This window comes from Klebsiella sp. K5-204 (assembly GCF_030128585.1).
GTDB lineage: Bacteria > Pseudomonadota > Gammaproteobacteria > Enterobacterales > Enterobacteriaceae > Klebsiella > Klebsiella quasipneumoniae.
The window spans coordinates 359,135-382,141 of record NZ_JAKUZS010000002.1 but is presented as its reverse complement, the minus strand read 5'-3'; the positions used below and the strand labels follow the sequence as shown (position 1 = coordinate 382,141).

Annotated in this window: 20 protein-coding genes; 6 read left to right on the top strand and 14 right to left on the bottom strand. The window is 62.1% G+C overall.

Features of this window, described 5'->3' with window-relative positions; all coding sequences use genetic code 11:
• Nucleotides 1–70: 70 nt before the first annotated feature.
• The 6 genes from MKR05_RS07275 to nasR all read right to left on the bottom strand — a co-directional run bounded on the left by MKR05_RS07275 (nt 71) and on the right by nasR (nt 11,121).
• Nucleotides 71–2,677 (bottom strand): nitrate reductase, encoded by a 2,607-nt coding sequence (locus MKR05_RS07275; RefSeq protein ID WP_131095997.1) that lies wholly within the window; start codon nt 2,675–2,677, stop codon nt 71–73.
• Nucleotides 2,677–6,744 carry a nitrite reductase large subunit NirB gene (nirB, locus tag MKR05_RS07270; protein WP_131095998.1) on the bottom strand — a complete coding sequence of 1,356 codons (4,068 nt, stop codon included), beginning with the start codon at nt 6,742–6,744 and terminating at the stop codon, nt 2,677–2,679. The genes MKR05_RS07275 and nirB overlap by 1 nt, the downstream gene beginning before the upstream one ends.
• Nucleotides 6,745–6,754: 10 nt before the next feature.
• On the bottom strand, nt 6,755–7,543 hold the full coding sequence (locus tag MKR05_RS07265; protein ID WP_023290140.1) for an ABC transporter ATP-binding protein: 789 nt from the start codon (nt 7,541–7,543) through the stop codon (nt 6,755–6,757).
• A 9-nt stretch (nt 7,544–7,552) separates the two neighbouring features.
• Entirely contained in the window at nt 7,553–8,437 is an 885-nt protein-coding gene (gene ntrB / locus MKR05_RS07260) for a nitrate ABC transporter permease (RefSeq protein WP_008804396.1), read from the bottom strand.
• A 1-nt stretch (nt 8,438) separates the two neighbouring features.
• Nucleotides 8,439–9,695: a CmpA/NrtA family ABC transporter substrate-binding protein gene (locus tag MKR05_RS07255; protein WP_032453296.1), complete on the bottom strand. Its 1,257-nt coding sequence runs from the start codon at nt 9,693–9,695 to the stop codon at nt 8,439–8,441.
• 244 nt (nt 9,696–9,939) lie between these two features.
• Nucleotides 9,940–11,121 (bottom strand): nitrate regulatory protein NasR, encoded by a 1,182-nt coding sequence (gene nasR, locus MKR05_RS07250; protein WP_117128998.1) that lies wholly within the window; start codon nt 11,119–11,121, stop codon nt 9,940–9,942.
• A gap of 68 nt (nt 11,122–11,189) precedes the next feature.
• Between nasR and MKR05_RS07245 the strand changes: the two genes are divergently transcribed.
• Both MKR05_RS07245 and MKR05_RS07240 read left to right on the top strand, forming a co-directional pair.
• On the top strand, nt 11,190–11,543 hold the full coding sequence (locus tag MKR05_RS07245; protein WP_002910380.1) for a DsrE/DsrF/TusD sulfur relay family protein: 354 nt from the start codon (nt 11,190–11,192) through the stop codon (nt 11,541–11,543).
• Nucleotides 11,544–11,781: 238 nt separating this feature from the next.
• Nucleotides 11,782–12,024: a DUF1883 domain-containing protein gene (locus tag MKR05_RS07240; RefSeq protein ID WP_002910387.1), complete on the top strand. Its 243-nt coding sequence runs from the start codon at nt 11,782–11,784 to the stop codon at nt 12,022–12,024.
• 56 nt (nt 12,025–12,080) lie between these two features.
• Here MKR05_RS07240 and MKR05_RS07235 read toward each other — a convergent pair whose 3' ends face one another.
• A complete protein-coding gene (locus MKR05_RS07235; RefSeq protein WP_023290144.1) occupies nt 12,081–12,761 on the bottom strand; it encodes a gamma-glutamylcyclotransferase in 681 nt (226 codons plus the stop codon).
• Nucleotides 12,762–12,897: 136 nt separating this feature from the next.
• Nucleotides 12,898–13,128, bottom strand: coding sequence for a putative cation transport regulator ChaB (chaB, locus tag MKR05_RS07230; protein ID WP_023290145.1), 231 nt, complete (start codon nt 13,126–13,128; stop codon nt 12,898–12,900).
• 263 nt (nt 13,129–13,391) lie between these two features.
• On the opposite strand from chaB, the gene chaA reads away from it, so the two are divergent.
• Nucleotides 13,392–14,492, top strand: coding sequence for a sodium-potassium/proton antiporter ChaA (chaA, locus tag MKR05_RS07225; protein ID WP_004203207.1), 1,101 nt, complete (start codon nt 13,392–13,394; stop codon nt 14,490–14,492).
• A gap of 87 nt (nt 14,493–14,579) precedes the next feature.
• On the opposite strand, the gene kdsA is transcribed toward chaA, so the two are convergent.
• The 6 genes from kdsA to hemA are packed head-to-tail and all read right to left on the bottom strand — an operon-like array spanning nt 14,580 to nt 19,911.
• Entirely contained in the window at nt 14,580–15,434 is an 855-nt protein-coding gene (kdsA, locus tag MKR05_RS07220; RefSeq protein WP_002910393.1) for a 3-deoxy-8-phosphooctulonate synthase, read from the bottom strand.
• A 39-nt stretch (nt 15,435–15,473) separates the two neighbouring features.
• A complete protein-coding gene (gene sirB1 / locus MKR05_RS07215; RefSeq protein WP_017899847.1) occupies nt 15,474–16,286 on the bottom strand; it encodes an invasion regulator SirB1 in 813 nt (270 codons plus the stop codon).
• Nucleotides 16,287–16,289: 3 nt separating this feature from the next.
• The gene (gene sirB2 / locus MKR05_RS07210) at nt 16,290–16,682 is read right to left on the bottom strand and encodes an invasion regulator SirB2 (RefSeq protein ID WP_008804389.1); all 393 of its coding nucleotides are present in this window, start codon (nt 16,680–16,682) and stop codon (nt 16,290–16,292) included.
• Nucleotides 16,682–17,530 carry a peptide chain release factor N(5)-glutamine methyltransferase gene (gene prmC, locus MKR05_RS07205; RefSeq protein ID WP_032453303.1) on the bottom strand — a complete coding sequence of 283 codons (849 nt, stop codon included), beginning with the start codon at nt 17,528–17,530 and terminating at the stop codon, nt 16,682–16,684. The genes sirB2 and prmC overlap by 1 nt, the downstream gene beginning before the upstream one ends.
• Entirely contained in the window at nt 17,530–18,612 is a 1,083-nt protein-coding gene (prfA, locus tag MKR05_RS07200) for a peptide chain release factor 1 (RefSeq protein WP_004203214.1), read from the bottom strand. The genes prmC and prfA overlap by 1 nt, the downstream gene beginning before the upstream one ends.
• Before the next feature lie 42 nt (nt 18,613–18,654).
• Nucleotides 18,655–19,911, bottom strand: coding sequence for a glutamyl-tRNA reductase (gene hemA / locus MKR05_RS07195; protein ID WP_023290148.1), 1,257 nt, complete (start codon nt 19,909–19,911; stop codon nt 18,655–18,657).
• A 271-nt stretch (nt 19,912–20,182) separates the two neighbouring features.
• On the opposite strand from hemA, the gene lolB reads away from it, so the two are divergent.
• The 3 genes from lolB to prs all read left to right on the top strand — a co-directional run bounded on the left by lolB (nt 20,183) and on the right by prs (nt 22,773).
• Nucleotides 20,183–20,794, top strand: a complete 612-nt coding sequence (lolB, locus tag MKR05_RS07190) for a lipoprotein insertase outer membrane protein LolB (RefSeq protein WP_023290149.1) — start codon at nt 20,183–20,185, stop codon at nt 20,792–20,794.
• Nucleotides 20,794–21,642, top strand: coding sequence for a 4-(cytidine 5'-diphospho)-2-C-methyl-D-erythritol kinase (ispE, locus tag MKR05_RS07185; protein WP_072413462.1), 849 nt, complete (start codon nt 20,794–20,796; stop codon nt 21,640–21,642). Before lolB ends, ispE begins: the two co-directional genes overlap by 1 nt.
• Before the next feature lie 183 nt (nt 21,643–21,825).
• Complete coding sequence (gene prs / locus MKR05_RS07180; RefSeq protein WP_002910407.1) at nt 21,826–22,773, top strand: ribose-phosphate diphosphokinase; 948 nt, start codon at nt 21,826–21,828, stop codon at nt 22,771–22,773.
• Nucleotides 22,774–23,007: the final 234 nt, after the last annotated feature.

Here is a 23,007-nt window from a genome sequence, read left to right as displayed (position 1 = left end):
ACAATTCCAGGAATATGCTGAAACCGGTTGGGCACATTGTCGCCCAACCACAGAAGGTGCCGCCGCGCCGTTACGCCCCGACGCGGGCCGGTTGCGCCGTCAGCAGCGCGTTGAGCTCCGGCACGCAGGAGCCGCAGTTGGTCCCGCACTTAAGCCTGGCGCCCAAAGCCCCAACGCTGGCGCAGCCGCTGGCGATGGCCTCGCCGATCGCCCGCTCCCCCACCCCAAAACAGCTGCAGACGATCCGCCCCGGCGGCGCGGCGGCGGCGTCCGGTCGGCCGCTGAGCAACGCATGGCGCCGGGCGGCATCGGACGGCGGCGCGGCGAAGGCGGCGCTTATCCCTGCGCTATCCACCGCCGGCTCGCGCGCATCGCTCCACCAGCCCAGCATCAGCCTCCCCTGATGCCACGCCAGCAGGTTCCACACCGCGCCGCCGTCTGCTATCTGCAGCTGCCAGCCGCGCTGCGCGCACCAGACGCTGAGCCACTGTCGGGCTGACGCCTCCCCGGCCAGCGAGTAGTGCAATACGCCCGCCGCCGCCCGCCGCCGCCAGTGCCAGGCCGCAGGAAACGGCAGCGGTTCGCGACAAAACAGTTCGCTATGCCAGGCAGGCTGCCAGGGGGCGATGGCCACCGCCGCCTGTTTACTCTCCGGCTGGGCGGAATGCGGGTCCGTGACGGCGGCCAGCAGATTATTCACCCGCCCCTGGCGGGCGAACTGATTGTTCCAGTGCATTGGGACAAACAGCGAGCCGGGGCGCTGGCCTTCGCTGATCGCCACTTTCGCCACCATCACCCCATGGCGCGACCAGATCCGCGCCAGCCCGCCGGCGACAAGCTGGTAGCGAACGGCGTCCTGCGGCGCCACCTCCACCACCGGCTCCGCGATATGCTGCATCAGCCGCGGCACGGCGCCGGTGCGGGTCATGGTGTGCCACTGATCGCGGATCCGCCCGCTGTTGAGGATCAGCGGATAAAAGGCATCGGTTGCCGCCCGGGTCGGCTGAGGCGTCACTGGCACCATCCGCAGCCTGCCATCGCTATGCCAGCCGCGCGTGACATCCCAGGCGGCGCGGCGGCGGCTGACCGGCCAGCGTACCGGCGCCATGGCGTCCCATGCCTCGCGGCTGAGATCCGCCAGCGCGCCGATATCAAACGCCCGCTGGCCGTCGTTTTCGAAACCGGACAGCGCCGCATGCTCGCGGAAGACGTCATGCGGATGCTGCCAGGTAAACGCCTCGCGATACCCCAGCGCCTGCCCCACTCTGGCGATGATCCACCAGTCCGCTTTCGCCTCCCCCGGCGGCGGCAGGAAGCTACGCTGACGGGAGATGCGCCGCTCCGAGTTGGTGACCGTGCCATTTTTCTCGCCCCAGGCCAGCGCCGGAAAGCGAATGTGGGCGAATTGTCCGGTATCCGTCTCAGCGGCGACATCCGAGACGATCACCAGCGGACAGCCGGCCAGCGCCTGGCTCACCGCGTGGCTGTCGGGGAGCGACACCACCGGGTTGGTGCCCATGATCCACACCGCTTTCACCTCGCCGCGGCCGATGGCGGCAAACAGCTCCACGGCGGTCAGCCCCGGGGTCTGCGCCAGCCGCTCGGTTCCCCAAAAGCGGGCCAGCCGCTGCAGATCGTCTGGCACAAAATCCATGTGCGCCGCCAGCATCGTCGCCAACCCGCCGACTTCGCGCCCGCCCATGGCGTTGGGTTGACCGGTCAGCGAAAAGGGGCCGCAGCCTCGGCGGCCATACTTTCCGCTGGCCAGATGGACGTTGATGATGGCATTACATTTGTCGCTGCCGCTGGCTGACTGGTTAATTCCCATGGTGTAGAGGGTGATGGCCCGCGGGGCGGCGATAAAATCCCGATAGAAACTCGCCACCTCATCGGCGGGCAGGCCGCAAAAAGCCGCCACTTTCGCCACGTCCCAGCCGCGGGCGGCGGCCAGCGCCTGCGGGCCGTCGCGAAAACCGTCGACGCAGGCCCCGGCCTGCGCCAGGGCGTTAAGCAACCCCACGAACAGCCCGCCGTCGCTTCCCGGCGCCAGCGCCAGATGGCGATCGGCGATTTCGCAGGTGGCGGTGCGCCGGGGGTCTATCGCCACGATCTGTAGCCGGGGATTATCCCGCTTCGCCTGCGCCAGACGCTGGTACAGCACCGGGTGCGCCCAGGCGGCGTTCGAGCCGACCAGCACCACCAGATCGCTGTTTTCCACATCCTCATAGCTACAGGGCACCACGTCGGCGCCAAAGGCCCGCTTGTAGCCGGTCACCGCCGACGACATGCACAGCCGCGAATTGGTGTCGATGTTCGCCGCGCCGATAAATCCCTTCATCAGCTTGTTGGCGGCATAGTAATCCTCCGTCAACAGCTGGCCGGAGGCGTAGAAGGCCACCGCCTGCGGACCGTGCTGGTCGATAACCTGTTGCAGGCGGGAAGCGGTCTCCGCCAGCGCCTGAGACCAGGCCACCGGCTGGCCGTCCACCTCCGGCGCCAGCAGCCGCCCCGCCAGACCCATGGTCTCCCCTAGTGCCGCCCCTTTGACGCACAGGCGGCCGAGGTTGGCCGGGTGCTGTTCGTCGCCGCGCACGCTCACCTGACCCGCGTCATCCACGCTCGCCAGCACGCCGCAGCCTACGCCGCAGTAGGGACAGGTCGTTCGGATGGTCTTCATCAGGAGGCCTCCGCTCGCGCCAGCAGCTGCTGGCTGCCCACCCACACTTTGCCGTTTTCCACTTTCACCGGCCAGGCGCGCACTGCCTGTTCACCGCCGTCGCACGGCCAGCCGTCGCGCAGGCGAATCCGCTGTTTGTACAGCGGGGAGATCACCACCGGTTCCCCGCCGACGTCCCCTAACAGCCCCCGCGACAACACGTTGGCCGCGCTGCCCGGCTCGCGGTTGTCCAGGGCATACACCCGATCGCCAAAGCGGAACAGGGCGATCTGCCGCTCCCCTAACCGGGCGCCGATCCCCGCCTGCGCCGGGATAGCGTCAAGGTCGCAAATCGCCTGCCACGGCCGGGATGGGAGTTCGCCTTCAGGCAACGCTTCAGCAGGCAACGGCTGCGGCTGACCGCGCAGATCGTGGCGCTGCACCGCCTCGTCGGGCTGGTCGCTGTTCACGAAGGAACGGAACAGCGCCAGGCGCTGGGGATCGTTGAGCGTGGTCTGCCACTCGCACTGGTAGCTGTCGACGATGCGGGCCATCTCCTGTTCCAGCTCCTCGCCAATGCCGAGACTGTCCTCCAGCACCACCTGCCGCAGGTAGGCCACGCCACCCTCCAGGTTGTCCATCCAGGTGCTGGTCCGCTGCAGGCGATCGGCGGTGCGGATATAGAACATCAGCAGACGATCGATGCTGCGGATCAGCGTCGCTTCGTCGAGGTCGCTGGCAAACAGGTCGGCGTGACGCGGCTTCATTCCGCCGTTGCCGCAGACGTAGAGATTCCAGCCTTTGTCGGTGGCAATCACCCCGATATCTTTGCCCTGGGCTTCGGCGCACTCGCGGGTGCAGCCGGAGACCGCCATCTTGATTTTGTGCGGCGCGCGCAGCCCTTTATAGCGATGCTCGAGCCGCACCGCGAGCCCGGTGGAGTCCTGCACGCCGTAGCGACACCAGGTTGCGCCGACGCAGGACTTCACCGTGCGCAGCGACTTGCCATAGGCGTGGCCGGTTTCAAACCCGGCGTCGGCCAGCTCGCGCCAGATCGCCGGCAGCTGTTCCAGCCGCGCGCCAAACAGGTCGATGCGCTGGCCGCCGGTCACTTTGCTGTAGAGCTGGTAACGTTTGGCGATCTGCCCGATGGCGATCAGCCCGTCCGGCGTCACTTCCCCCGCCGCCATCCGCGGTATCACCGAATAGGTGCCGTCCTTCTGAATGTTGGCGAAATAGCGGTCATTGGTATCCTGCAGCGGCAGGTGCGCCGGCTTCAGCAGGTATTCGTTCCAGCAGGAGGCCAGCACCGAGGCCACCAGCGGTTTACAAACCTCGCAGCCGTGCCCCTGGCCGTAGCGGCTAATCAGCTGCTCGAAGGTATGGATATGGTTGACCCGCACCAGATGGTAGATCTCCTGACGCGACCACGGGAAATGCTCGCAGACGTCTTTTTTCACTTCGACGCCCTGCGCCGCCAGCTGGTGCTCCATCACCTGTTTCACCAGCGCGCTGCAGCCGCCGCAGCCGGTGGCCGCTCTGGTGCAGCTTTTTATCGCCGCCATATCCCCCGCGCCATTGTTCACCGCCTGGCAGATATCGCCTTTGCTGACGCTATGGCAGGAGCAGATCGGCGCGCTGTCGGGCAGCGCCGCCACCCCCAGCGCCTTCGGCGCGGCCCCCTCCAGCGCCGGCAGGATCAGGCTCTCCGGACGCGGCGGCAGCGCCATGCCGTTCAGCATCATCTGCAGCAGCGTGGCGTAGTCGCTGGCGTCCCCCACCAGCACGCCGCCAAGCAGGGCTTTGCCGTCCTGACTGACGACGATTTTTTTGTAAACCTGCTGCGGACCGTCGGTCCATTGATAGCTCTGGCAGCCCGGCGTGCGCTCCTGCGCATCGCCAAACGAGGCTACGTCAACCCCCAGCAGCTTCAGTTTGGTGCTCATGTCGGCGCCGCTAAAGCAGGCGTCCTCTCCTGCGAGGGTGGCCGCGGCGATCCGCGCCATCTGATAACCCGGCGCCACCAGGCCGTAAATTTTATTATCCCACAGGGCGCATTCGCCTATCGCCAGCACGTCCGGGTCAGTGGTGCGGCACTGGCCGTCGATGCCAATCCCCCCGCGCTCGCCAACCTGCAGCGCGCAGCCGCGGGCCAGCGCGTCCTGCGGGCGGATCCCTGCCGAGAAGACCACCATGTCGGCCGCCAGCGTGCCGCCGTCGGCAAAGTTCAGCCGCAGGCCGTCGGCCTCGCGCACGATGGCGGTGGTGGCTTTGCTGGTATGCACCCCCACGCCGAGGGCGACGATCTTCTCCCGCAGCATCGCCGCCCCGCCGTTATCCAACTGGACGGCCATCAGGTTCGGGGCAAACTCCACCACGTGCGTCTCCAGCCCCAGCTGTTTCAGGGCGTTGGCGGCCTCCAGCCCGAGCAGGCCGCCCCCGATCACCACCCCGGTCTTCGCCGCGGCGGCATGGGCGGCGATACGGTCGAGATCGTCAAGGGTACGATAGACAAAGCACCCGTCGAGATCGTTGCCAGGGATCGGCGGAACAAAGGGATAGGAGCCGGTCGCCAGCACCAGTTTATCCCAGTGGGTTTCATGCCCCTCGGCGTCCCGCACCAGCCGGGCGTCGCGGTCGATCGTCGCCACCGCCTTGCCGAGGCGGAGTTCGATGCCGTGCTGGTGAAAGAAATCATCGGCCACCAGCGACAGCGATTCGGCACTGCGTCCGGCGAAATATTCGGAGAGATGCACCCGGTCGTAGGCGGCGTAACGCTCTTCGCCAAACACCACGATACGATATTGCTGATGCAGGTTGCGGCTCACGCATTGTTCGAGAAAATGGTGGCCGACCATGCCATGTCCCACCAGCACTAATACAGGTTTCGTCATCGTCATTATTCCTGCAGCCTGCGGCTGCGTTGAAGAAGGGTCAAAAAGCCAGTCCGCGGTGGCGGGCTCGTCGCTTTCCAGGCGCGCGGTGAGCGCGGCGGCGGTGGTACAGTCGCCCATCAGCAGCACGCCGCGCAGGCGGCCGTCGCGCAGCAGCAGGCGACGATAGTGCCGGTCGATGGGATCCCAGCTGGTATAGATGTCATCCTGTTCGCCGGCCTGCTGTTCGCCGACGCTAAAGAGTTCAATGCCGGTGACCTTCAGGCGGGTCCCGGCGTCCTGCCAGACAAAGCCCGCGCCGGGGGCGCCGCACAGGCGATCCGCCAGCACCTCGGCCTGGCGCAGGCAGGGAGCCACTAGCCCCCAGGTCTGGCCGTCAATTTCGCAACACTCGCCAATGGCGCTGATCCCCGGCAGCGAGGCGGCCATCTGGCGGTCAACCACGATCCCCTGCTGGCACAGCACGCCGGACTGCGCCGCCAGACGGCTGTTGGGCTGCACGCCGGTCGCCAGCACCACTCGGGCGGCGCGGAATACGCGCCCGTCCGCCAGCCGCACGCCGTCGGCGTCGATGGCGGCGATCCGGCAATCCAGCACGCAGCGAATACCGCGCGCTTCAAGCTGCTGCCTGAGCTCATCGGCGGCAAAGGCGTCGATCAGCGGCGCCATTAATCCGCTGCCGCGATGCAGGAGTGTGACCTCCCCGCCGCGGCGACGCAGCGCCGCCGCCGCCTCCACGCCCAGAACCCCACCGCCAATCACCACCGCCGGGCCGGGTATCGCCAGAATACGTTCCACGTCCGCCAGGGTGCGGAAGGGCATAACCTGCGGACGATCAATGCCCGGCAGCAGCGGGATAAAGGGCCGCGAGCCGGTGGCGAAAACCAGCTCGTCCCACGGCAGCCAGGCGTCAGCGATGCGCAGCCGCCGTTGCGCAACATCCACTTCATCCACCGCCTCGCCAGACCGCAGACACACCCCGTGCCGGGTGTACCACTCCGCCGGCAGCAACGGGATCTGCGATGCCGTTTTTTCGCCAGCCAGCAGCGGCGAGAGCTGGATGCGGTTATAGGCCGGGTGCGGCTCGTCGCCGACGACGGTAATGGCAAACCGCGCAGGGTCGCGCTCAACCAGCCGCTGCACCAGCCGGGTGGCCGCCATGCCGTTACCGATCACCACCAATCGCCGCGTCATTACCGCCTCCTCATGCCGCTTTCGGCTGTTTTTCATACAGGAAATGGAGGATCTGCTGGCGCAGATGGTGATACCGGCTGTCGTCCGCCAGCTGAACGCGATGCCGCGGACGCGGCAGATCGACCGCGAGGATCTCGCCGACCGTCGCCGCCGGGCCGTTGGTCATCATCAGCACCCGGTCGGAAAGCAGCACCGCTTCATCAACGTCGTGAGTGATCATGACGATGGTGGTATTGAGCTCCTGCTGGATATGCATCACCGTGTCCTGGAGGTGAGCGCGGGTCAGCGCGTCCAGGGCGCCGAAGGGCTCATCAAGCAGCAGCACTTTCGGCTTCATCGCCAGCGCCCGGGCGATACCCACCCGCTGCTTCATGCCGCCGGAGATCTCCCCGGGCCGTTTATGCAGCGCATGACTCATCTGCACGCGAGCAAGGTTGTGTTCAATCCACTCCCGACGCTCATGCTTGCTCATGGTGCGACGGAACACCTGATCCACCGCCAGCGCCACATTGTCGAAACAGCTCAGCCACGGCAGCAGCGAGTGGTTCTGGAAAACCACCGCCCGCTCCGGCCCGGGCCCGGCGATTTCCCGGTTATCGCACAGCAGTCCGCCCTCGGTAGGGGTCGTGATCCCGGCGATCAGATTCAGCAGGGTCGATTTTCCGCACCCCGAGTGGCCGATCAGGCTAATGGTCTCCCCTTCGACGATATCGAAGGAGACATTCTGTAGCGCCAGAAACTCGCCGCTGGCGGTGTTGAAGCGCTGGCTGACGGCCTGCACCTGAATTAATGGTTTCATATTGGCTCCTTATTTGTCCTGCCAGCTAAAGCGGCGGGCGAGCAGCATCAGGCCCTGCTCCAGCAGCAGGCCGACGACGCCGATAATGACGATGGCGATGATGATGTTTTCCACATTGAGGTTGTTCCACTCGTTCCAGATCCAGAAGCCGATCCCCAGCCCGCCGGTGAGCATTTCCGCCGCCACGATCACCAGCCAAGCGATGCCGATGGAGAGGCGCACGCCGGTGAGCACCGCCGGCAGCACCGCCGGAAAGAGAATTTTGCGCATCACCGTCCACTCTGAGAGCTGGAGGACGCGGGCGACGTTGAGATAGTCCTGCGGGATCCGCCGCACGCCTTCCGCGGTGTTGATCACCATCGGCCAGATGGAGCAGATAAAAATGGTCCAGCTGGAGGCTGGCTCCGCCTTCTGGAACAGCAGCAGGCCAATCGGCAGCCAGGCCAGCGGGCTGACCGGGCGCAGCAGAGCAATCAGCGGATTAAACATGCGGGCGAAGAACAGCGAGCGGCCGATCAAAAACCCCAGCGGAATGCCCGCCAGCGCCGCCAGGCCGAAGCCCACCGCCACGCGCTGCAGGGAGGCCAGCACGTTCCAGCCGATCCCCATGTCATTCGGCCCGTCCTGATAGAACGGATCGGCGAACAGCGTCAGCGCCGAGTCCAGCGTGCTCAGCGGGGTGGGAAAGCCTTTGCTGTGCATCGCCGCCAGCTGCCAGGCCAGCAGCAGCACCCCCAGCCCCAGCAGCGGGGGCAGCAGGCGCTGGATGAGCTCACGCAGCCAGCGCGTGACGGTCGGCGTGGTGCGCCGGACCTGCACCGGCGGCAGGATAATGACTTCGCCAGGCGCGTTCTCCACGCTGACGACCGGTTGCTTACGTTGTGCCTGCTTCATCTCATGCCCCCTTACGTTGAATAGCGAAATGGCGGGCGTAGCCTTCCGGGTCAGACCCGTTCCAGACCGTACCGTCCATCAGTGTGCTGCTGCGCATCGTGGCCGCCGGTGTACTGATCCCGCCGACCGCCTGGGCGGCCGCCTGCCAGACGTCGATGCGGTTAAGACGCGACGCCACCGCGAGGTAATCCGGAGCCTGCTTCAGCAGCCCCCAGCGACGAAACTGGGTGAGGAACCACATCCCGTCCGACAGCCAGGGAAAGCTCACCTCTCCCTCGGCGTAAAAGCGCATCGGATGGGCATCCTGCCAGCGGCGGCCGAGGCCGTTGTCATACTCCCCAAGCATCCGGCCGGTGAGGTACTGCTCTTTGGTATTGAGCCAGCCGCGTCTGGCGAGCAGGCGGGCCGTCTCCCGGGTGTTCTCCGCCGAGGCGGCGATCCAGCGCTGCGCCTCCATCAGGGCCGCCACCAGCGCGCGGGCGGTGTTCGGGTGGCGTTCCACCCAGTCGCGACGGGCGCCCAGCACCTTTTCCGGATGCTCAGGCCAGATATCCTGGGAAGTGGCCGCGGTGAAGCCGATACGGTCGTTAATGGCGCGGGCGTTCCACGGCTCGCCGACGCAAAAGCCGCTCATATTGCCGATGCGCATGTTCATCACCATCTGCGGCGGCGGCACCACGACGGTGCGCACATCGTTAAAGGGATCGATGCCGGCGCTCGCCAGCCAGTAGTAAAGCCACATGGCATGGGTGCCGGTGGGAAAGGTATGGGCGAAGGTGTAGCTGCCCGGCGCGCTGCGGTCGATCAGCCGCTTCAGTCCGCCGAGGTCGGTCACCCCTTTCTCCTGCAGTTCGCTGGAGAGGGTGATGGCCTGACCATTGCGGTTGAGGGTCATCAGATTAGCCATCGCCTGCGGCTTGCTGGCGATCCCCAGTTCAAGACCGTACAGCAGGCCATAGAGAATATGCGCCGCGTCCAGTTCACCGGCCACCAGCTTGTCGCGCACCGCCGCCCAGCTGGCCTCCTTACTCGGCGCCAGGGTAATGCCATATTTTTTGTCAAACCCCTTCGCCGCGGCGATGGCCAGCGGCGCACAGTCGGTCAGCGGAATAAACCCTACCCGCACGGTGGTTTGCTCCGGTCTGTCCGAGCCGCCGGCCCATGCGGCCTGCATCACGCCCGGCAGCAGCATCGCGCCGCCCAGCGCGGCCCCTGCCTGCAGCAAGCGCCGCCGTGAAATTGAAAACTTATCGCTCATATCCGCTCCACACGCGCAAAAAAAAAGCGCCCGACAGTGCATATGCACTGCAGGACGCCTTTATCCACGGACACCCGAACCGCCATTGGTTCGTCGCCCGGACTTATATTCACTCACTAATGCTAATGCAAAGGGGATGCCAGCTTTGGCTATGGCGCGCTGGCGGGCTTTTCCTTTCGCTCTGGTCGGTTTGTCAGGCAAAAGTGCACCGCCGACAGGCAGCGAATGCCCATCGATTGTGCATCTACTCCTTTGGGGTTAATGGCCAGATCGCCTTCACCATCAGCAGCGCGCGGGCTATCTCAACCATCCGCTGATTCTTGTCCATGGCCATCTTGCGCAGCGTCTGCCAGGCCTGCTCCTCCGGCATCCCCTGGTGAGTCATCAGCAGGCTTTTCGCTTTTTCGATCAGCTTGCGTTCCTCGAGCGCGTCTTTCAGCGAAGCCAGCTGGCTGGAGAGCTGTTGCAGCTCATAGGCCTGCTGGCGCACCAGCGGCAGCAGCTGTTTATCCAGCCGCGGCGTCACGCTGTCGCTCTCCTCCCCAGCCAGCCAGCCAGGCGCGTCGTCTTCTAACAGCGCGTCGGTGGCGTCCAGCAGATCGTCGATCAGTTGCTCTTCCACTTCGCGCAGTTGCTCAAGCCGCTGGGTTTGCAGGCCGAACCAGCGCAGCGCCGTTTCCCCGCCGTCCGCCGCCGGCTGGCGGGTGCAGGCGATCCGCCGCAGTTGCTCGATGTCCAGACCGGCCTGGCACTCGGTCGTAAACAGCTGGACCGTCGCCGGACTGCCCAGCGCCTGGAAGCTGTCAAAGCAGGGCTGCTGACCATCAATACGGTCCACCAGCTGCTGGCGCAGGCTGTCGCTGAACTCGCCGCGGGTAAAGCCCAATGCTCCCAGCGCGCGCTCCTGGCCCACCAGCTCTTTTCCCTGCATAAAGCTGTACAGGGCGACCATACGCCCGGCTACCGACGGGTCGTCAATGCTGTCATTGAGCTGCGGGACGATATTCAGCAGATGGCGGATAATACGGCTGAACTGCTCCGTCGCGGCTTCAGCGGCGACCTGCCGACGGCTGACCTGCTCACGCAGCGCCGGGAGCTGCGCCAGATCGCCGACCGTCCGGGCGATGCGCCAGCACAGCGCGCTGCCGGCGACCGCGCGCGCCCGTTCGAGGGCGGCATAGAACAAGGCCAGCCGCTCATCAACCAGCGCCCCACCCGCCCGACACTCCGCCGCGTACAGCTGACCGCCCGAGCAAAGAAAAATATTCGACGCCCCGCGCTCGCACTGCAGCATATGCACCAGCGCGCTGAGCTGACTTGCCAGCTCGCCCAGCCGGGCAAGTTGCTGAAGCTGTTGTTTTTGCAGGCGGCGCGCCAGCTGCAGCCAGGCCGTCGCCTCGTCCGCGTGACCAGTCGTATTATTCATACCCCTCCTCCGGGTTAACGCTTTATACTGCGGTAAAGCAATAACCGTGCCTTTAAGAAGGAGTTTGTATGCAACGTATTGTGATTATCGCCAACGGCGCCGCCTACGGCAGTGAATCCCTGTTCAACAGCCTGCGCCTGGCCATTGCCCTGCGCGAACAGCAGTCCGACCTCGATCTCAAGCTGTTTTTGATGTCCGACGCCGTCACCGCCGGGCTACGCGGGCAGAAGCCGGCGGAAGGGTATAATGTGCAGCAGATGCTGGAGATCCTCACCGCCCAGCAGGTTCCCGTGAAGCTGTGCAAGACCTGCGCGGACGGCCGCGGGGTCAGCGCACTGCCGCTGGTTGATGGGGTGGAGGTTGGCACTCTCGTTGAGCTGGCCCAGTGGACCCTGGCGGCAGATAAAGTGCTGACCTTCTAAATCTGCGCCGCCGAACGGGAGGAAATATCAGGTTTCGCCGCCTGAAGAGGTAAAAAAAACGTTAGCTGAATGCTTTCAGGAACAACGTCATTTTTGTTTAATCTTTATCCTTTTTTTTGATCAAAATCAGCATCCCGACCCGCGCCGTTTGGTGTGATGCACAGAGCAAAGTGTGAACAATATCACGCGAGGACTGGGTGGGCAGGATGCTGTAGCGGGACAGAAACGGGGTACAAAAATGGCGATGGTAAAAGCAAGTTTGACGTTGTTTGGCGGTGACACGCTGGTGGTGCGGTGCTCAGAGCGCTGCCATATTCATCTGATGAGCGCGAAGGTTCCTGGCGACAGCCATGCGGATATTCTGAGCGTGCAGGATCGGGACAGCGCCTATCTGACGGTGCCCTACAGCGGCACCTGGAACGTGCTTATCGACAGTCACAGCCAGTCACTGGAGCACTCCATCAGCTACGTTCCGGCCTGACAGTCACTGCCTTAACACACGCCCGGCCATGCCGGGCGTTTTTCTTTTCCGCGCGCTCAGGCCAGGCCCGGCGTCGGGCTGTCGCCCAACAGCGCGCGGACGCTGGCCACCAGATCATCAAGACTGGCGTCGTGCATCCCGAGCTTACTCAACGCCTGCTCCAGCGAAAACAGGTACTGCGCGTTGGTGCCGAGCGGCCCGCTGGCCCGGGCGATCAGCGGAGCAATGACCTGGGCGCTGGTATCCGGCTCAAACAGCGGATGACGCGGATCCATAATAAACACCAGCGCATTTACCGTCCGCCCGTCGTCCAGCTCCAGCTTGCACCAGGTGGGCAGATAGCAGCCGGTAATCATCTCCCGTTTCCACAGCAGCGTCAGCTCTTCTTCCAGCGTGTCGTCCGGCAGACGATAAGCGACGCCGGTGGTTCGACCGCCCTCTTTCAGGGCCAGCATGCGTCCCGGCTGGCAGGCGCTCCCGCGCCCGGCGGTCAACCGCAGGCAAAACGCGCGGTGCCAGCCCGGCAGCGTGCCAGTGCAGGACTCGCGATAATTGAGCGCCGGGTTCCAGATAAGCGAACCGTAGCCAAAGATCCATACTGAGCCATCATCCGGGCGGCAGGCCAGCGTCGCCGCCAGCGAGGCTGCGCGTTGTTCTGCCGACCAGAGTAGCGATTCCTCAATAGCGCCAAACGCTGTCTTACAATCCGCATTCATCAAGAAATCACGAGTTAACACTGTTTACTACCTCCGCCACTGCCCGCTTCCCGGCGTTCGTCTCATGCATCCGTCAATATTGCTGAAATATTATCCAGCTTTATCTTTCAATAAGCAATCAGCGGGGCGCTGGCAAGCATAAAAGCGGCGTCAGCAATTATTTTTTCTTATGCCACTTATCGTCATCGCCTTTCTCGTAACTGTTCTTAACCGCCGCCCAGGCGACTTTGTGCGCCGTCTCTTCACGGCTGGCGTCATCGCGCCGCTCGTCTTTATCTTTATATTGATCCCAGGCGCTGTTAAACGCTTCTTTATAAATTTCCTGCGCATGGGCAGGCAGAACATGCTGAACGCTGTCGGGGAGCTCTTGTTTACTGTTATAGGGCATAATGACCTCCTGTTTGAGCATAAAATTTAAGTCTGGAACGCAGGCGACAGGCTATCAAGCCGATGATGAGTTAAAAATGAATTTTAGTAATTATCTGAATAGTAAGTATAAAAATAACGTAATCGCAAATTATAATAAACTAATCAAGATATCTCTCGACACCCGTAAACTTAAGTAAAAATACAGCATAAATTTAGCAAAATCTGTTACTTTATCGCCCTGCGTTTTTATAATTATAACACCTGCATAAATGGAGATGGTTCATGACCCATGCACATGAGGCGGTAAAAACCCGCCATAAGGAGTCTTCCCTCGTCTTTCCGGTGCTGGCGCTGGCAGTGCTGTTTTTCTGGGGCAGCAGCCAGTCACTGCCAGTGGTTATCGCGATTAATATCCTCGCGCTGGTCGGTATTTTAAGCAGCGCCTTCAGCGTGGTCCGCCACGCCGACGTCCTCGCCCACCGCCTGGGCGAACCCTACGGCTCCCTGATTCTCAGCCTGTCGGTGGTTATCCTTGAGGTCAGTCTGATCTCCGCGTTGATGGCCACCGGCGACGCCGCGCCGACCCTGATGCGTGATACGCTCTACTCCATCATTATGATCGTCACCGGCGGTCTGGTCGGTTTCTCCCTGCTGCTGGGCGGGCGTAAATTCGCCACCCAATATATGAATCTGTTCGGCATTAAGCAGTATCTTATCGCCCTGTTTCCGCTGGCGATTATCGTGCTGGTGTTTCCCATGGCGCTGCCGGGCGCGAACTTCAGCACCGGGCAATCGCTGCTGGTGGCGGTGATTTCGGCGGCCATGTACGGCGTTTTCCTGCTTATTCAGACCAAAACCCATCAGAGTCTGTTTGTTTATGAGCATGAAGACGACGGCGATGATGACGACCCGCACCACGGTAAACCGTCCGCCCACAGCAGCGGGTGGCATACCGCCTGGCTGCTGGTGCACCTGGTGGCGGTGATCGCCGTCACTAAAATGAACGCCAACCCGTTGGAAACGCTGTTGACCAGCATGAATGCCCCGGTGGCCTTCACCGGCTTCCTCGTGGCCTTGCTGATCCTGTCGCCGGAAGGCCTTGGCGCGCTCAAAGCGGTGCTCAACAATCAGGTACAGCGGGCGATGAACCTGTTCTTCGGCTCCGTGCTGGCCACCATCTCGCTGACGGTCCCGGTGGTCACCCTCATCGCCTTCCTGACCGGCAATGAGCTGCGCTTTGGCCTTGGCGCGCCGGAGATGGTGGTGATGGTCGCCTCGCTGGTGCTGTGCCATATCTCCTTCTCCACCGGACGCACCAATGTGCTGAACGGCGCGGCCCATCTGGCGCTGTTCGCCGCCTACCTGATGACCATTTTCGCCTGACCCCGCTTTCCCGTCCGGCGGAGTCCGGGCGAAAAAAAAGCCTGCCGGTTTTGACGCCGGCAGGCTTTTTCAGTGATGCGGTCAGGCTTACTTGCTGGTATCCAGCTCGTCGAAGCTTTTCACCAGATCGTCAATCGCTTTCATCTGCTTGAGGAACGGCTCCAGTTTATCCAGCGGCAGCGCGGACGGGCCGTCGCATTTCGCGTGGTCCGGATCCGGATGCGCTTCGATAAACAGACCGGCGATACCCACCGCCATACCGGCGCGGGCCAGCTCGCTCACCTGCGCGCGGCGACCGCCGGAGGCAGCGCCAAACGGGTCGCGGCACTGCAGCGCGTGGGTGACGTCGAAAATAACCGGCGAGTTGTTGGAGGCTTTCTTCATCACGCCGAAGCCGAGCATATCCACCACCAGGTTGTCGTAACCGAAGTTCGCGCCGCGGTCGCAGAGGATCACTTTGTCGTTACCACCTTCGATGAATTTATCGACGATGTTACCCATCTGGCCCGGGCTGACGAACTGCGGTTTCTTGACGTTGATCACCGCTCCGGTTTTGGCCATCGCTTCCACCAGGTCAGTCTGGCGCGCGAGGAAGGCGGGAAGCTGGATCACGTCCACGACGTCAGCCACCGGCTGCGCCTGGCTGGCTTCATGAACGTCGGTGATGATTTTCACGCCAAAGGTCTGCTTCAGCTCCTGGAAAATCTTCATCCCTTCTTCCAGACCCGGCCCACGATAGGAGTGAATGGAGGAACGGTTGGCTTTATCAAAGGAGGCTTTGAAGACGTAGGGGATGCCAAGCTTCTGCGTAACGGTGACGTAATGTTCGCAGATGCGCATCGCCAGATCGCGTGACTCCAGCACGTTCATCCCGCCGAACAGCACGAACGGCAGGTCGTTCGCTACGTTGATATCACCAATGCTAACCACTTTTTGTTTCATAAATTCGCCTTATCAGGGTGTAACCGGAATGGTTCCAGACTAATGCAATGTAATTTGTTTGTGCGAAATCGTGTTGATTTGTGCGCGGATCATCTCGCTGATCGGATCCTCCGGACACTGCTCGACAAAATAGCTCAGGTCCAGCAGCGCCACGTGATCGCAATCCAGCTGGGCGTATATCAGCCCGCGGTCGCGGATCTCATACGGATCTTCCGGGTTAAACTGCAGCAGCGCTTCGCTGGCGCGCAGGGCCAGCTCCATCTGCCGCTCTTCCATCAGCGCCGATTTCAGGGTGTCCAGCAGCTTGCGGATCACCTCGGCGTTATCCGCTTCGTCGAGATCTTCATTAAACAGTTCCGCCACCGGCCCGATGTTGCCCTTCAGCCATACCTCCAGAGTATGTTCGTCGAGAGTTTCGCCGTTGAACGGATTAATCAGCCACATCTCTTCGCTGGTTTCCGGGTCCGCGCGCAGCAGCATCTGGGTCGGGAAGATCACCGGCACCACCGGCAGCCCCAGGCGCTGGGCGATCCACAGCAGGATCGCCCCTAACGACACCGCGCTACCCTGGCGGTTGACCAGCACTTTATCGAGCCATAGCGCGTCGGATAGACGATAAACGCCCTGCGAGGCGCCAAAGCCCCACTCCTCGTAAAACAGCGCCAGCAGGCGTTCTATCTGGCGTTCCTGGTCCCACGAAGGCGCAATCTCCTCCTGCGCGAGGCGCAGCAGCCGCTGCAGCTCTTCCTCGACAAAACGCGTCGGAAAATCGTCGCGGACCTGTTCAGAAATGAGGACCATGCCATCACACAATGGCGCTTTGTTAAATTCGAAATCCGCTAATGACCCCATGACCTACCCCAGTATCGGTATTCTTGTGATGGCGAGTTGAATGATGATAAACAACACCACCAGCGCCAGCAGGAACGCGATAAAGCGGCTCTGCTGGCTGCGCGGACGACGACGGCCCAGCGCGATAAAACCTAATGCGATGTAAATGATAACGCCAAACAGCTTTTCAGTCAGCCATGCGCCGTCTTCTGTGAACGGCAGGTAGTGCGTTATCGCCATTAATCCCGCACCGCTGAGAAACAGCAGCGTATCGCTGCAGTGCGGCGCAATTCGCACCCACCGCTGGTTCAGCAGCGGGCTCTGGTGATACATCCACCAGTAACGTAAAACGAACAATCCTACCGACACCACCACGCTGGCGATGTGCAGGTAGAGGACAGCCGTGAATAAGTTCATCAGCCAACGTTCTCCATGTCGGGTAAACGTCCGAGGGTCAGACGCTCATTGTCGCCATAGTCGCGGCAGGTCGCGACATCCAGATAGCCCGCCTCGCGAAACAGGGCGCGTACCGCTTCGCCCTGGGTCCAGCCATGCTCCAGCAGCATCCAGCCGCCGGGCTGCAGATACTGCCGCCCCTCGCGGATAATCTGCGCCAGATCGGCCAGCCCCTGGTCGCCTGCCACCAGCGCCGTCAACGGCTCAAAACGCACATCGCCTTCGGCAAGATGCGGGTCAGCGGCGTCGATATAGGGGGGATTGCTGACGATCATGGCGAAGCGCTGCCCGGCCAGCGCACTGAACCAGTCACTTTGCCGTATCGTCACGTTAGCAATGCCCAGATGGGCGGCATTACGCAACGCCAGCGCCACGGCGTCCGGCATCACGTCCACCGCGATCACTTCACAGTCAGGACGTTCGCTGGCCAGCGCCAGGGCAATGGCGCCGGTCCCGGTGCCGAGGTCGAGAATACGGCACGGCGCGACGGGCAGACGCGCCAGCGCCTGCTCCACCAGACATTCGGTATCCGGGCGGGGGATCAGCGTCGCCGGGGAGACAAACAGCGGCAGCGACCAGAACTCCCGCTGCCCGACCAGATGGGCGATGGGCTCCCCGCGCTGGCGTCGCTGCAGGAGCGCCTCCAGCGTCGTCGCCTCGTCGGCGGACAGCGTCGTTTCGCCGAAGGCCAGGATCCAGGTGCGCGCCCGACCGGTGACGTGTCCTAGCAGGATCTCGGCGTCGCGTCGCGGACTGTCGCTCTCCGCCAGGCGGGCGATTGCCTGCTGCAGCCAGGCCTGAAAGGTCATCATTCCTGCTCGGACAGCGCCGCCAGCTGATCGGCCTGGTGTTCCTGGACTATCGGCTCAATCAGCATGTCGAGTTTGCCCTCCATCGCCTCATCGAGACGGTAAAGGGTCAGGTTGATGCGGTGGTCGGTCACGCGGCCCTGCGGGAAGTTGTAGGTACGGTTGCGATCGCTGCGGTCGCCGCTGCCCAGCAGGTTGCGGCGCGTGGAGGCTTCCGCCTGCTGACGCTTGGCCACTTCGGCGGCGCGGATCCGCGCCCCCAGCACCGACAGCGCCTTGGCTTTGTTTTTATGCTGCGAACGTTCGTCCTGACACTCCACCACGATGCCGGTGGGCAGGTGGGTAATACGGATCGCCGAGTCGGTGGTGTTAACGTGCTGACCGCCCGCGCCGGAGGAACGGAACGTATCGATGCGCAGATCCGCCGGGTTGATATCCGGCATTTCCGCCTCCGGCAGCTCCGGCATCACCGCCACCGTACAGGCGGAGGTGTGGATACGCCCCTGCGACTCGGTGGCCGGCACGCGCTGCACGCGATGGCCGCCGGATTCAAATTTGAGCCGACCATAGACGCCGTCGCCACTGATCTTGGCGATCACCTCTTTAAAGCCGCCGTGTTCACCTTCGTTGGCGCTGAGGATCTCCACCTGCCAGCGGCGCGATTCCGCGTAACGGGTGTACATGCGGAACAGGTCGCCGGCAAACAGCGCCGCTTCGTCGCCGCCGGTCCCGGCGCGCACTTCCACGAAGGCGTTACGCTCGTCATCAGGATCTTTCGGCAGGAGCAGGACCTGTAGCTGTTGCTCCAGCTGTTCGCCTTTATCTTTGGCGTCGCGCAGCTCTTCCTGCGCCATTTCGCGCATTTCCGGATCGTCGAGCATCATCTGCGCGGTTTCAATATCCTCCTGCACCTGACGCCAGTCGGTATAGCAGCGCGCCACATCGCTTAGTTGAGCATACTCCCGCGACAGCGCGCGGAATTTATCCTGATCGGCAATCGTCGCGGCATCGCCGAGCAGCGCCTGCACTTCTTCGTGGCGCTCGTACAACGCTTCCAGTTTGGCAACAATAGAAGACTTCATAGGCGTGAATTCACCCTGTCCTGAAAATAAGAGAAAGGTGCGCTATTCCAGCCCGAGGCTGTTGCGCAGAATATGCAGGCGTTCGTCGTCCCCGTCACGGGCGGCCTGCTGAAGTGATTTGGTTGGCGCGTGGATCAGGCGGTTGGTGAGCTTACGCGCCAGATCCTGCATAATTTCCTGGGCATCACCGCCCTGCTCCAGCGCGGCCAGCGCCTTCGCCGTCAGCTCCTCACGGACCTGCTCGGACTGAGAACGGTATTCGCGAATGGTCTCGCTGGCGCTCTGCGCGCGCAGCCAGGCCATAAATTCGCTGGTCTCCTGCTCGACGATCGATTCCGCCTGCACCGCCGCGGCCTTACGCTGCGCCAGGTTATGCTGAATGATGTTTTGCAGATCGTCGACGCTGTAGAGGTAAGCGTTAGCCAGTTTGCCGACCTCCGGTTCGACGTCGCGGGGGACGGCGATATCCACCAGCAGCATCGGCTGGTTGCGCCGCGCCTTGAGCGCACGTTCCACCATGCCTTTGCCGATGATCGGCAGCGGGCTGGCGGTGGAGCTGATAATGATGTCGGCCTCTTTCAGCCGTTCGTCGATATCGCTGAGGGCAATCACCTCGGCGCCCACTTCTTCCGCCAGCGCCTGGGCGCGTTCACGAGTGCGGTTGGCGATCACCATTTTGCGCACGTGATGTTCGCGAAGATGGCGCGCCACCAGTTCGATGGTTTCACCGGCGCCGACCAGCAGCACCGTCACGCTCGACAGGGATTCAAAGATTTGCCGCGCCAGGGTACAGGCGGCGAACGCGACGGAAACGGCGCTGGCGCCGATATCGGTTTCAGTACGCACGCGCTTGGCCACCGAGAACGATTTCTGGAACATCCGCTCCAGTTCGCTGACGTTAAGATGGCCGCGGCTGGAATCGGCGAAGGCTTTTTTCACCTGACCGAGGATCTGCGGTTCGCCCAGCACCAGCGAATCAAGGCCGCTGGCGACGCGCATCAGATGGCTGACGGCGTCGTTATCCTGGTGCCAGTAGAGGCTTTTACGCAGGTCTTCTTCATTGAGGCCGTGGTAATCGCACAGCCAGCGGATCAGCGCTTCCTGCAGGTTATCCTGCTCTTCGACGCTGAGATAGAGTTCCGTGCGGTTGCAGGTCGACAGCACCACCCCACCCTGCACCATCGGCTGAGCCAGCAAGCTCTCCAGCGCCTTATCGAGCGTTTCCGGCGAAAACGCAACGCGTTCTCGCAGGGCGACCGGAGCTGTTTTGTGATTGATGCCAAGAGCTAAAAGGGTCATTGTGAGGGAGTAGTACCAGCGTTGCTAAGGTTAGTCTGAGTGCATCATACAGGATGCGCGTAATCAATAAAAGAGAGGCTCCCCTTTTGGAGTAATAGCCAAAGCAAGACCGCCATTAAGGTTAATTTTTTGATTTCAGACAACTTGAACGTAGACGCTATCGCCCGGCGACGCTAGCATTAAGGATTATAAATGTAACCTGCTACACAAATCGGCCCGCTGTTCCCCTGCCGCCGGATTTCACTGTAGACATCAAGGATTTGTCATCATTATGAATCGACTGTTCCGCCTGCTGCCGCTGGCCAGCCTCGTCCTGACCGCTTGTTCTGTTCATACCCCCGAGGGGCCTGGCAAAAGCCCGGATTCGCCGCAGTGGCGCCAGCACCAGCAGGCTGTTCGCAGCCTCAACCAGTTCCAGACCCGCGGGGCGTTTGCCTATCTCTCCGATGAGCAAAAAGTCTATGCCCGCTTCTTCTGGCAGCAGACCGGCCAGGACCGCTATCGCCTGCTGTTGACCAACCCGCTGGGCAGCACCGAGCTGTCGCTGACCGCGCAGCCTGGCAGCGTGCAGTTGATCGACAACAAAGGCCAGACCTACACCGCCACCGATGCCGAAGAGATGATTGGCCGCCTGACCGGGATGCCGATCCCGCTGAACAGCCTGCGCCAGTGGATCATCGGCCTGCCGGGCGACGCCACCGACTATTCGCTGGACGATCGGTACCGTCTGCGTGAACTGAACTACACGCAAAACGGCAAAACCTGGCACGTCACCTACGGCGGCTACACCAGCGATACCCAGCCCGCCCTGCCGTCTAATGTCGAGCTGAACAATGGCGCCCAGCGCATCAAGCTGAAGATGGATAACTGGATCGTGAAATGATGAGCCGCTGGCCCTCACCTGCAAAACTGAATCTGTTTTTATATATCACCGGCCAGCGGGCCGATGGTTACCACACCCTGCAGACGCTGTTTCAGTTCCTCGACTACGGCGATACGCTGACCATCGAACCGCGCGCTGACGGCGAACTGCGCCTGCTGACGCCGGTGGCCGGGGTGCCGGACGAAGAGAATCTGATCGTTCGCGCCGCGCGTCTGCTGATGCGCGCCGCCGGCGAAAGCGGCCGCCTGCCGGCGGGCAGCGGCGCCGATATCAGTATCGATAAGCGCCTGCCGATGGGCGGCGGTCTGGGGGGCGGCTCGTCCAATGCCGCCACCGTGCTGGTGGCGCTCAACCATCTCTGGGGCTGCGGACTCTCGGAAGATGAGCTGGCGACCCTTGGCCTGCAGCTGGGGGCCGATGTGCCGGTGTTCGTGCGCGGCCATGCCGCCTTTGCCGAGGGGGTGGGTGAAATTCTGACGCCGGTGGAGCCTGAGGAAAAATGGTACCTGGTGGCCCACCCGGGCGTCAGTATTCCGACGCCGATCATTTTTCGCGACCCGGAGCTACCACGAAATACCCCGCGCCGGTCAATTAATACGTTATTAAATTGTGAATTCAGCAACGATTGCGAGCTTATCGCAAGAAAACGTTTTCGCGAGGTTGATGCCGCGCTTTCCTGGCTGTTAGAATATGCGCCGTCACGCCTGACCGGCACAGGGGCCTGTGTGTTTGCTGAATTTAACACCGAATCCGCTGCCCGTCAGGTGCTGGACACTGCCCCGGCATGGCTAAATGGCTTTGTGGCGCGCGGAGTAAATCTCTCGCCGCTCAAGCAGGCCCTGCTCTGAATCCTGCGCCGTGAGGGCGCATCGTTCATGAGTCAGCCGGGGAAATTGAGTTATGGTGACAACGTCACCCTGTTCCAGACGTTGCATCGTGCTCTTTAAATACACCGACTGGATCGAATGGCGCCAGCCCGCACATTATTGGCCCATTCATCCACCACTGGACGCATGCCTGAGGTTCTTCTCGTGCCTGATATGAAGCTTTTTGCTGGTAACGCCACCCCGGAACTAGCACAACGTATTGCCAACCGCCTGTACACTTCTCTTGGCGACGCCGCTGTAGGTCGTTTTAGCGACGGCGAAGTCAGCGTACAAATCAATGAAAACGTACGCGGTGGTGATATTTTCATCATCCAGTCCACTTGTGCTCCCACCAATGACAACCTGATGGAACTGGTTGTTATGGTTGATGCTCTGCGTCGTGCTTCGGCAGGTCGTATCACCGCCGTTATCCCTTACTTCGGTTATGCTCGTCAGGACCGTCGTGTTCGTTCTGCTCGTGTGCCAATCACCGCGAAAGTGGTGGCAGATTTCCTGTCCAGCGTCGGCGTTGACCGCGTGCTGACCGTTGACCTGCACGCAGAACAGATCCAGGGCTTCTTCGATGTGCCAGTTGATAACGTGTTCGGCAGCCCAATCCTGCTGGAAGATATGCTGCAGCTGAACCTGGACAACCCGATCGTGGTTTCTCCGGACATCGGCGGCGTGGTTCGTGCTCGCGCTATCGCTAAACTGCTGAACGATACCGATATGGCTATCATCGACAAGCGCCGTCCGCGCGCCAACGTCTCCCAGGTGATGCATATCATCGGCGACGTCGCGGGTCGTGACTGCGTGATGGTCGACGATATGATCGACACCGGCGGCACCCTGTGTAAAGCGGCAGAAGCGCTGAAAGAGCGCGGCGCGAAACGCGTATTCGCTTACGCGACGCACCCGATCTTCTCCGGCAACGCTATCCAGAACATTAAAAACTCTGTGATCGATGAATTTGTCGTCTGCGATACCATTCCGCTGGCACCAGAAATTAAAGCGCTGGATAAAGTGCGTACTCTGACGCTCTCCGGTATGCTGGCTGAAGCTATTCGCCGTATCAGCAATGAAGAATCAATCTCTGCTATGTTCGAACATTAATCGAGCCGAGCACAAAAACCCGCTGCGGCGGGTTTTTTTGTCTCTGAATTTTTAATTCTTCCACAAAATCATTCGGCATGCGTCAAGGCGGCAAGTGAATGAATCCCCGGGAGCGTACAGGCAGTACGTGACCGGGGTAAATGAACGCAGCCAACACAGAGGCATCCCGAAGGATGATGTGGCAATGACCGATGCCTCCTTCACCTGCCATTCAGTTGACAGATGATGCGCTCA

Excerpts from the sequence above, each read along its gene's own strand:
- MKR05_RS07245 (WP_002910380.1), top strand. The coding sequence starts at position 11,190 with ATGCAACGTATTGTGATTATCGCCAACGGCGCCGCCTACGGCAGTGAA.
- chaA (WP_004203207.1), top strand. The coding sequence starts at position 13,392 with ATGACCCATGCACATGAGGCGGTAAAAACCCGCCATAAGGAGTCTTCC.
- ntrB (WP_008804396.1), bottom strand. The coding sequence starts at position 8,437 with ATGAAGCAGGCACAACGTAAGCAACCGGTCGTCAGCGTGGAGAACGCG.
- hemA (WP_023290148.1), bottom strand. The coding sequence starts at position 19,911 with ATGACCCTTTTAGCTCTTGGCATCAATCACAAAACAGCTCCGGTCGCC.
- nirB (WP_131095998.1), bottom strand. The coding sequence starts at position 6,744 with ATGACGCGGCGATTGGTGGTGATCGGTAACGGCATGGCGGCCACCCGG.
- MKR05_RS07275 (WP_131095997.1), bottom strand. The coding sequence starts at position 2,677 with ATGAAGACCATCCGAACGACCTGTCCCTACTGCGGCGTAGGCTGCGGC.
- kdsA (WP_002910393.1), bottom strand. The coding sequence starts at position 15,434 with ATGAAACAAAAAGTGGTTAGCATTGGTGATATCAACGTAGCGAACGAC.
- nasR (WP_117128998.1), bottom strand. The coding sequence starts at position 11,121 with ATGAATAATACGACTGGTCACGCGGACGAGGCGACGGCCTGGCTGCAG.
- MKR05_RS07240 (WP_002910387.1), top strand. The coding sequence starts at position 11,782 with ATGGCGATGGTAAAAGCAAGTTTGACGTTGTTTGGCGGTGACACGCTG.
- prmC (WP_032453303.1), bottom strand. The coding sequence starts at position 17,530 with ATGACCTTTCAGGCCTGGCTGCAGCAGGCAATCGCCCGCCTGGCGGAG.
- MKR05_RS07255 (WP_032453296.1), bottom strand. The coding sequence starts at position 9,695 with ATGAGCGATAAGTTTTCAATTTCACGGCGGCGCTTGCTGCAGGCAGGG.
- ispE (WP_072413462.1), top strand. The coding sequence starts at position 20,794 with ATGAGCCGCTGGCCCTCACCTGCAAAACTGAATCTGTTTTTATATATC.
- prfA (WP_004203214.1), bottom strand. The coding sequence starts at position 18,612 with ATGAAGTCTTCTATTGTTGCCAAACTGGAAGCGTTGTACGAGCGCCAC.
- sirB2 (WP_008804389.1), bottom strand. The coding sequence starts at position 16,682 with ATGAACTTATTCACGGCTGTCCTCTACCTGCACATCGCCAGCGTGGTG.
- chaB (WP_023290145.1), bottom strand. The coding sequence starts at position 13,128 with ATGCCCTATAACAGTAAACAAGAGCTCCCCGACAGCGTTCAGCATGTT.
- lolB (WP_023290149.1), top strand. The coding sequence starts at position 20,183 with ATGAATCGACTGTTCCGCCTGCTGCCGCTGGCCAGCCTCGTCCTGACC.
- sirB1 (WP_017899847.1), bottom strand. The coding sequence starts at position 16,286 with ATGGGGTCATTAGCGGATTTCGAATTTAACAAAGCGCCATTGTGTGAT.
- MKR05_RS07265 (WP_023290140.1), bottom strand. The coding sequence starts at position 7,543 with ATGAAACCATTAATTCAGGTGCAGGCCGTCAGCCAGCGCTTCAACACC.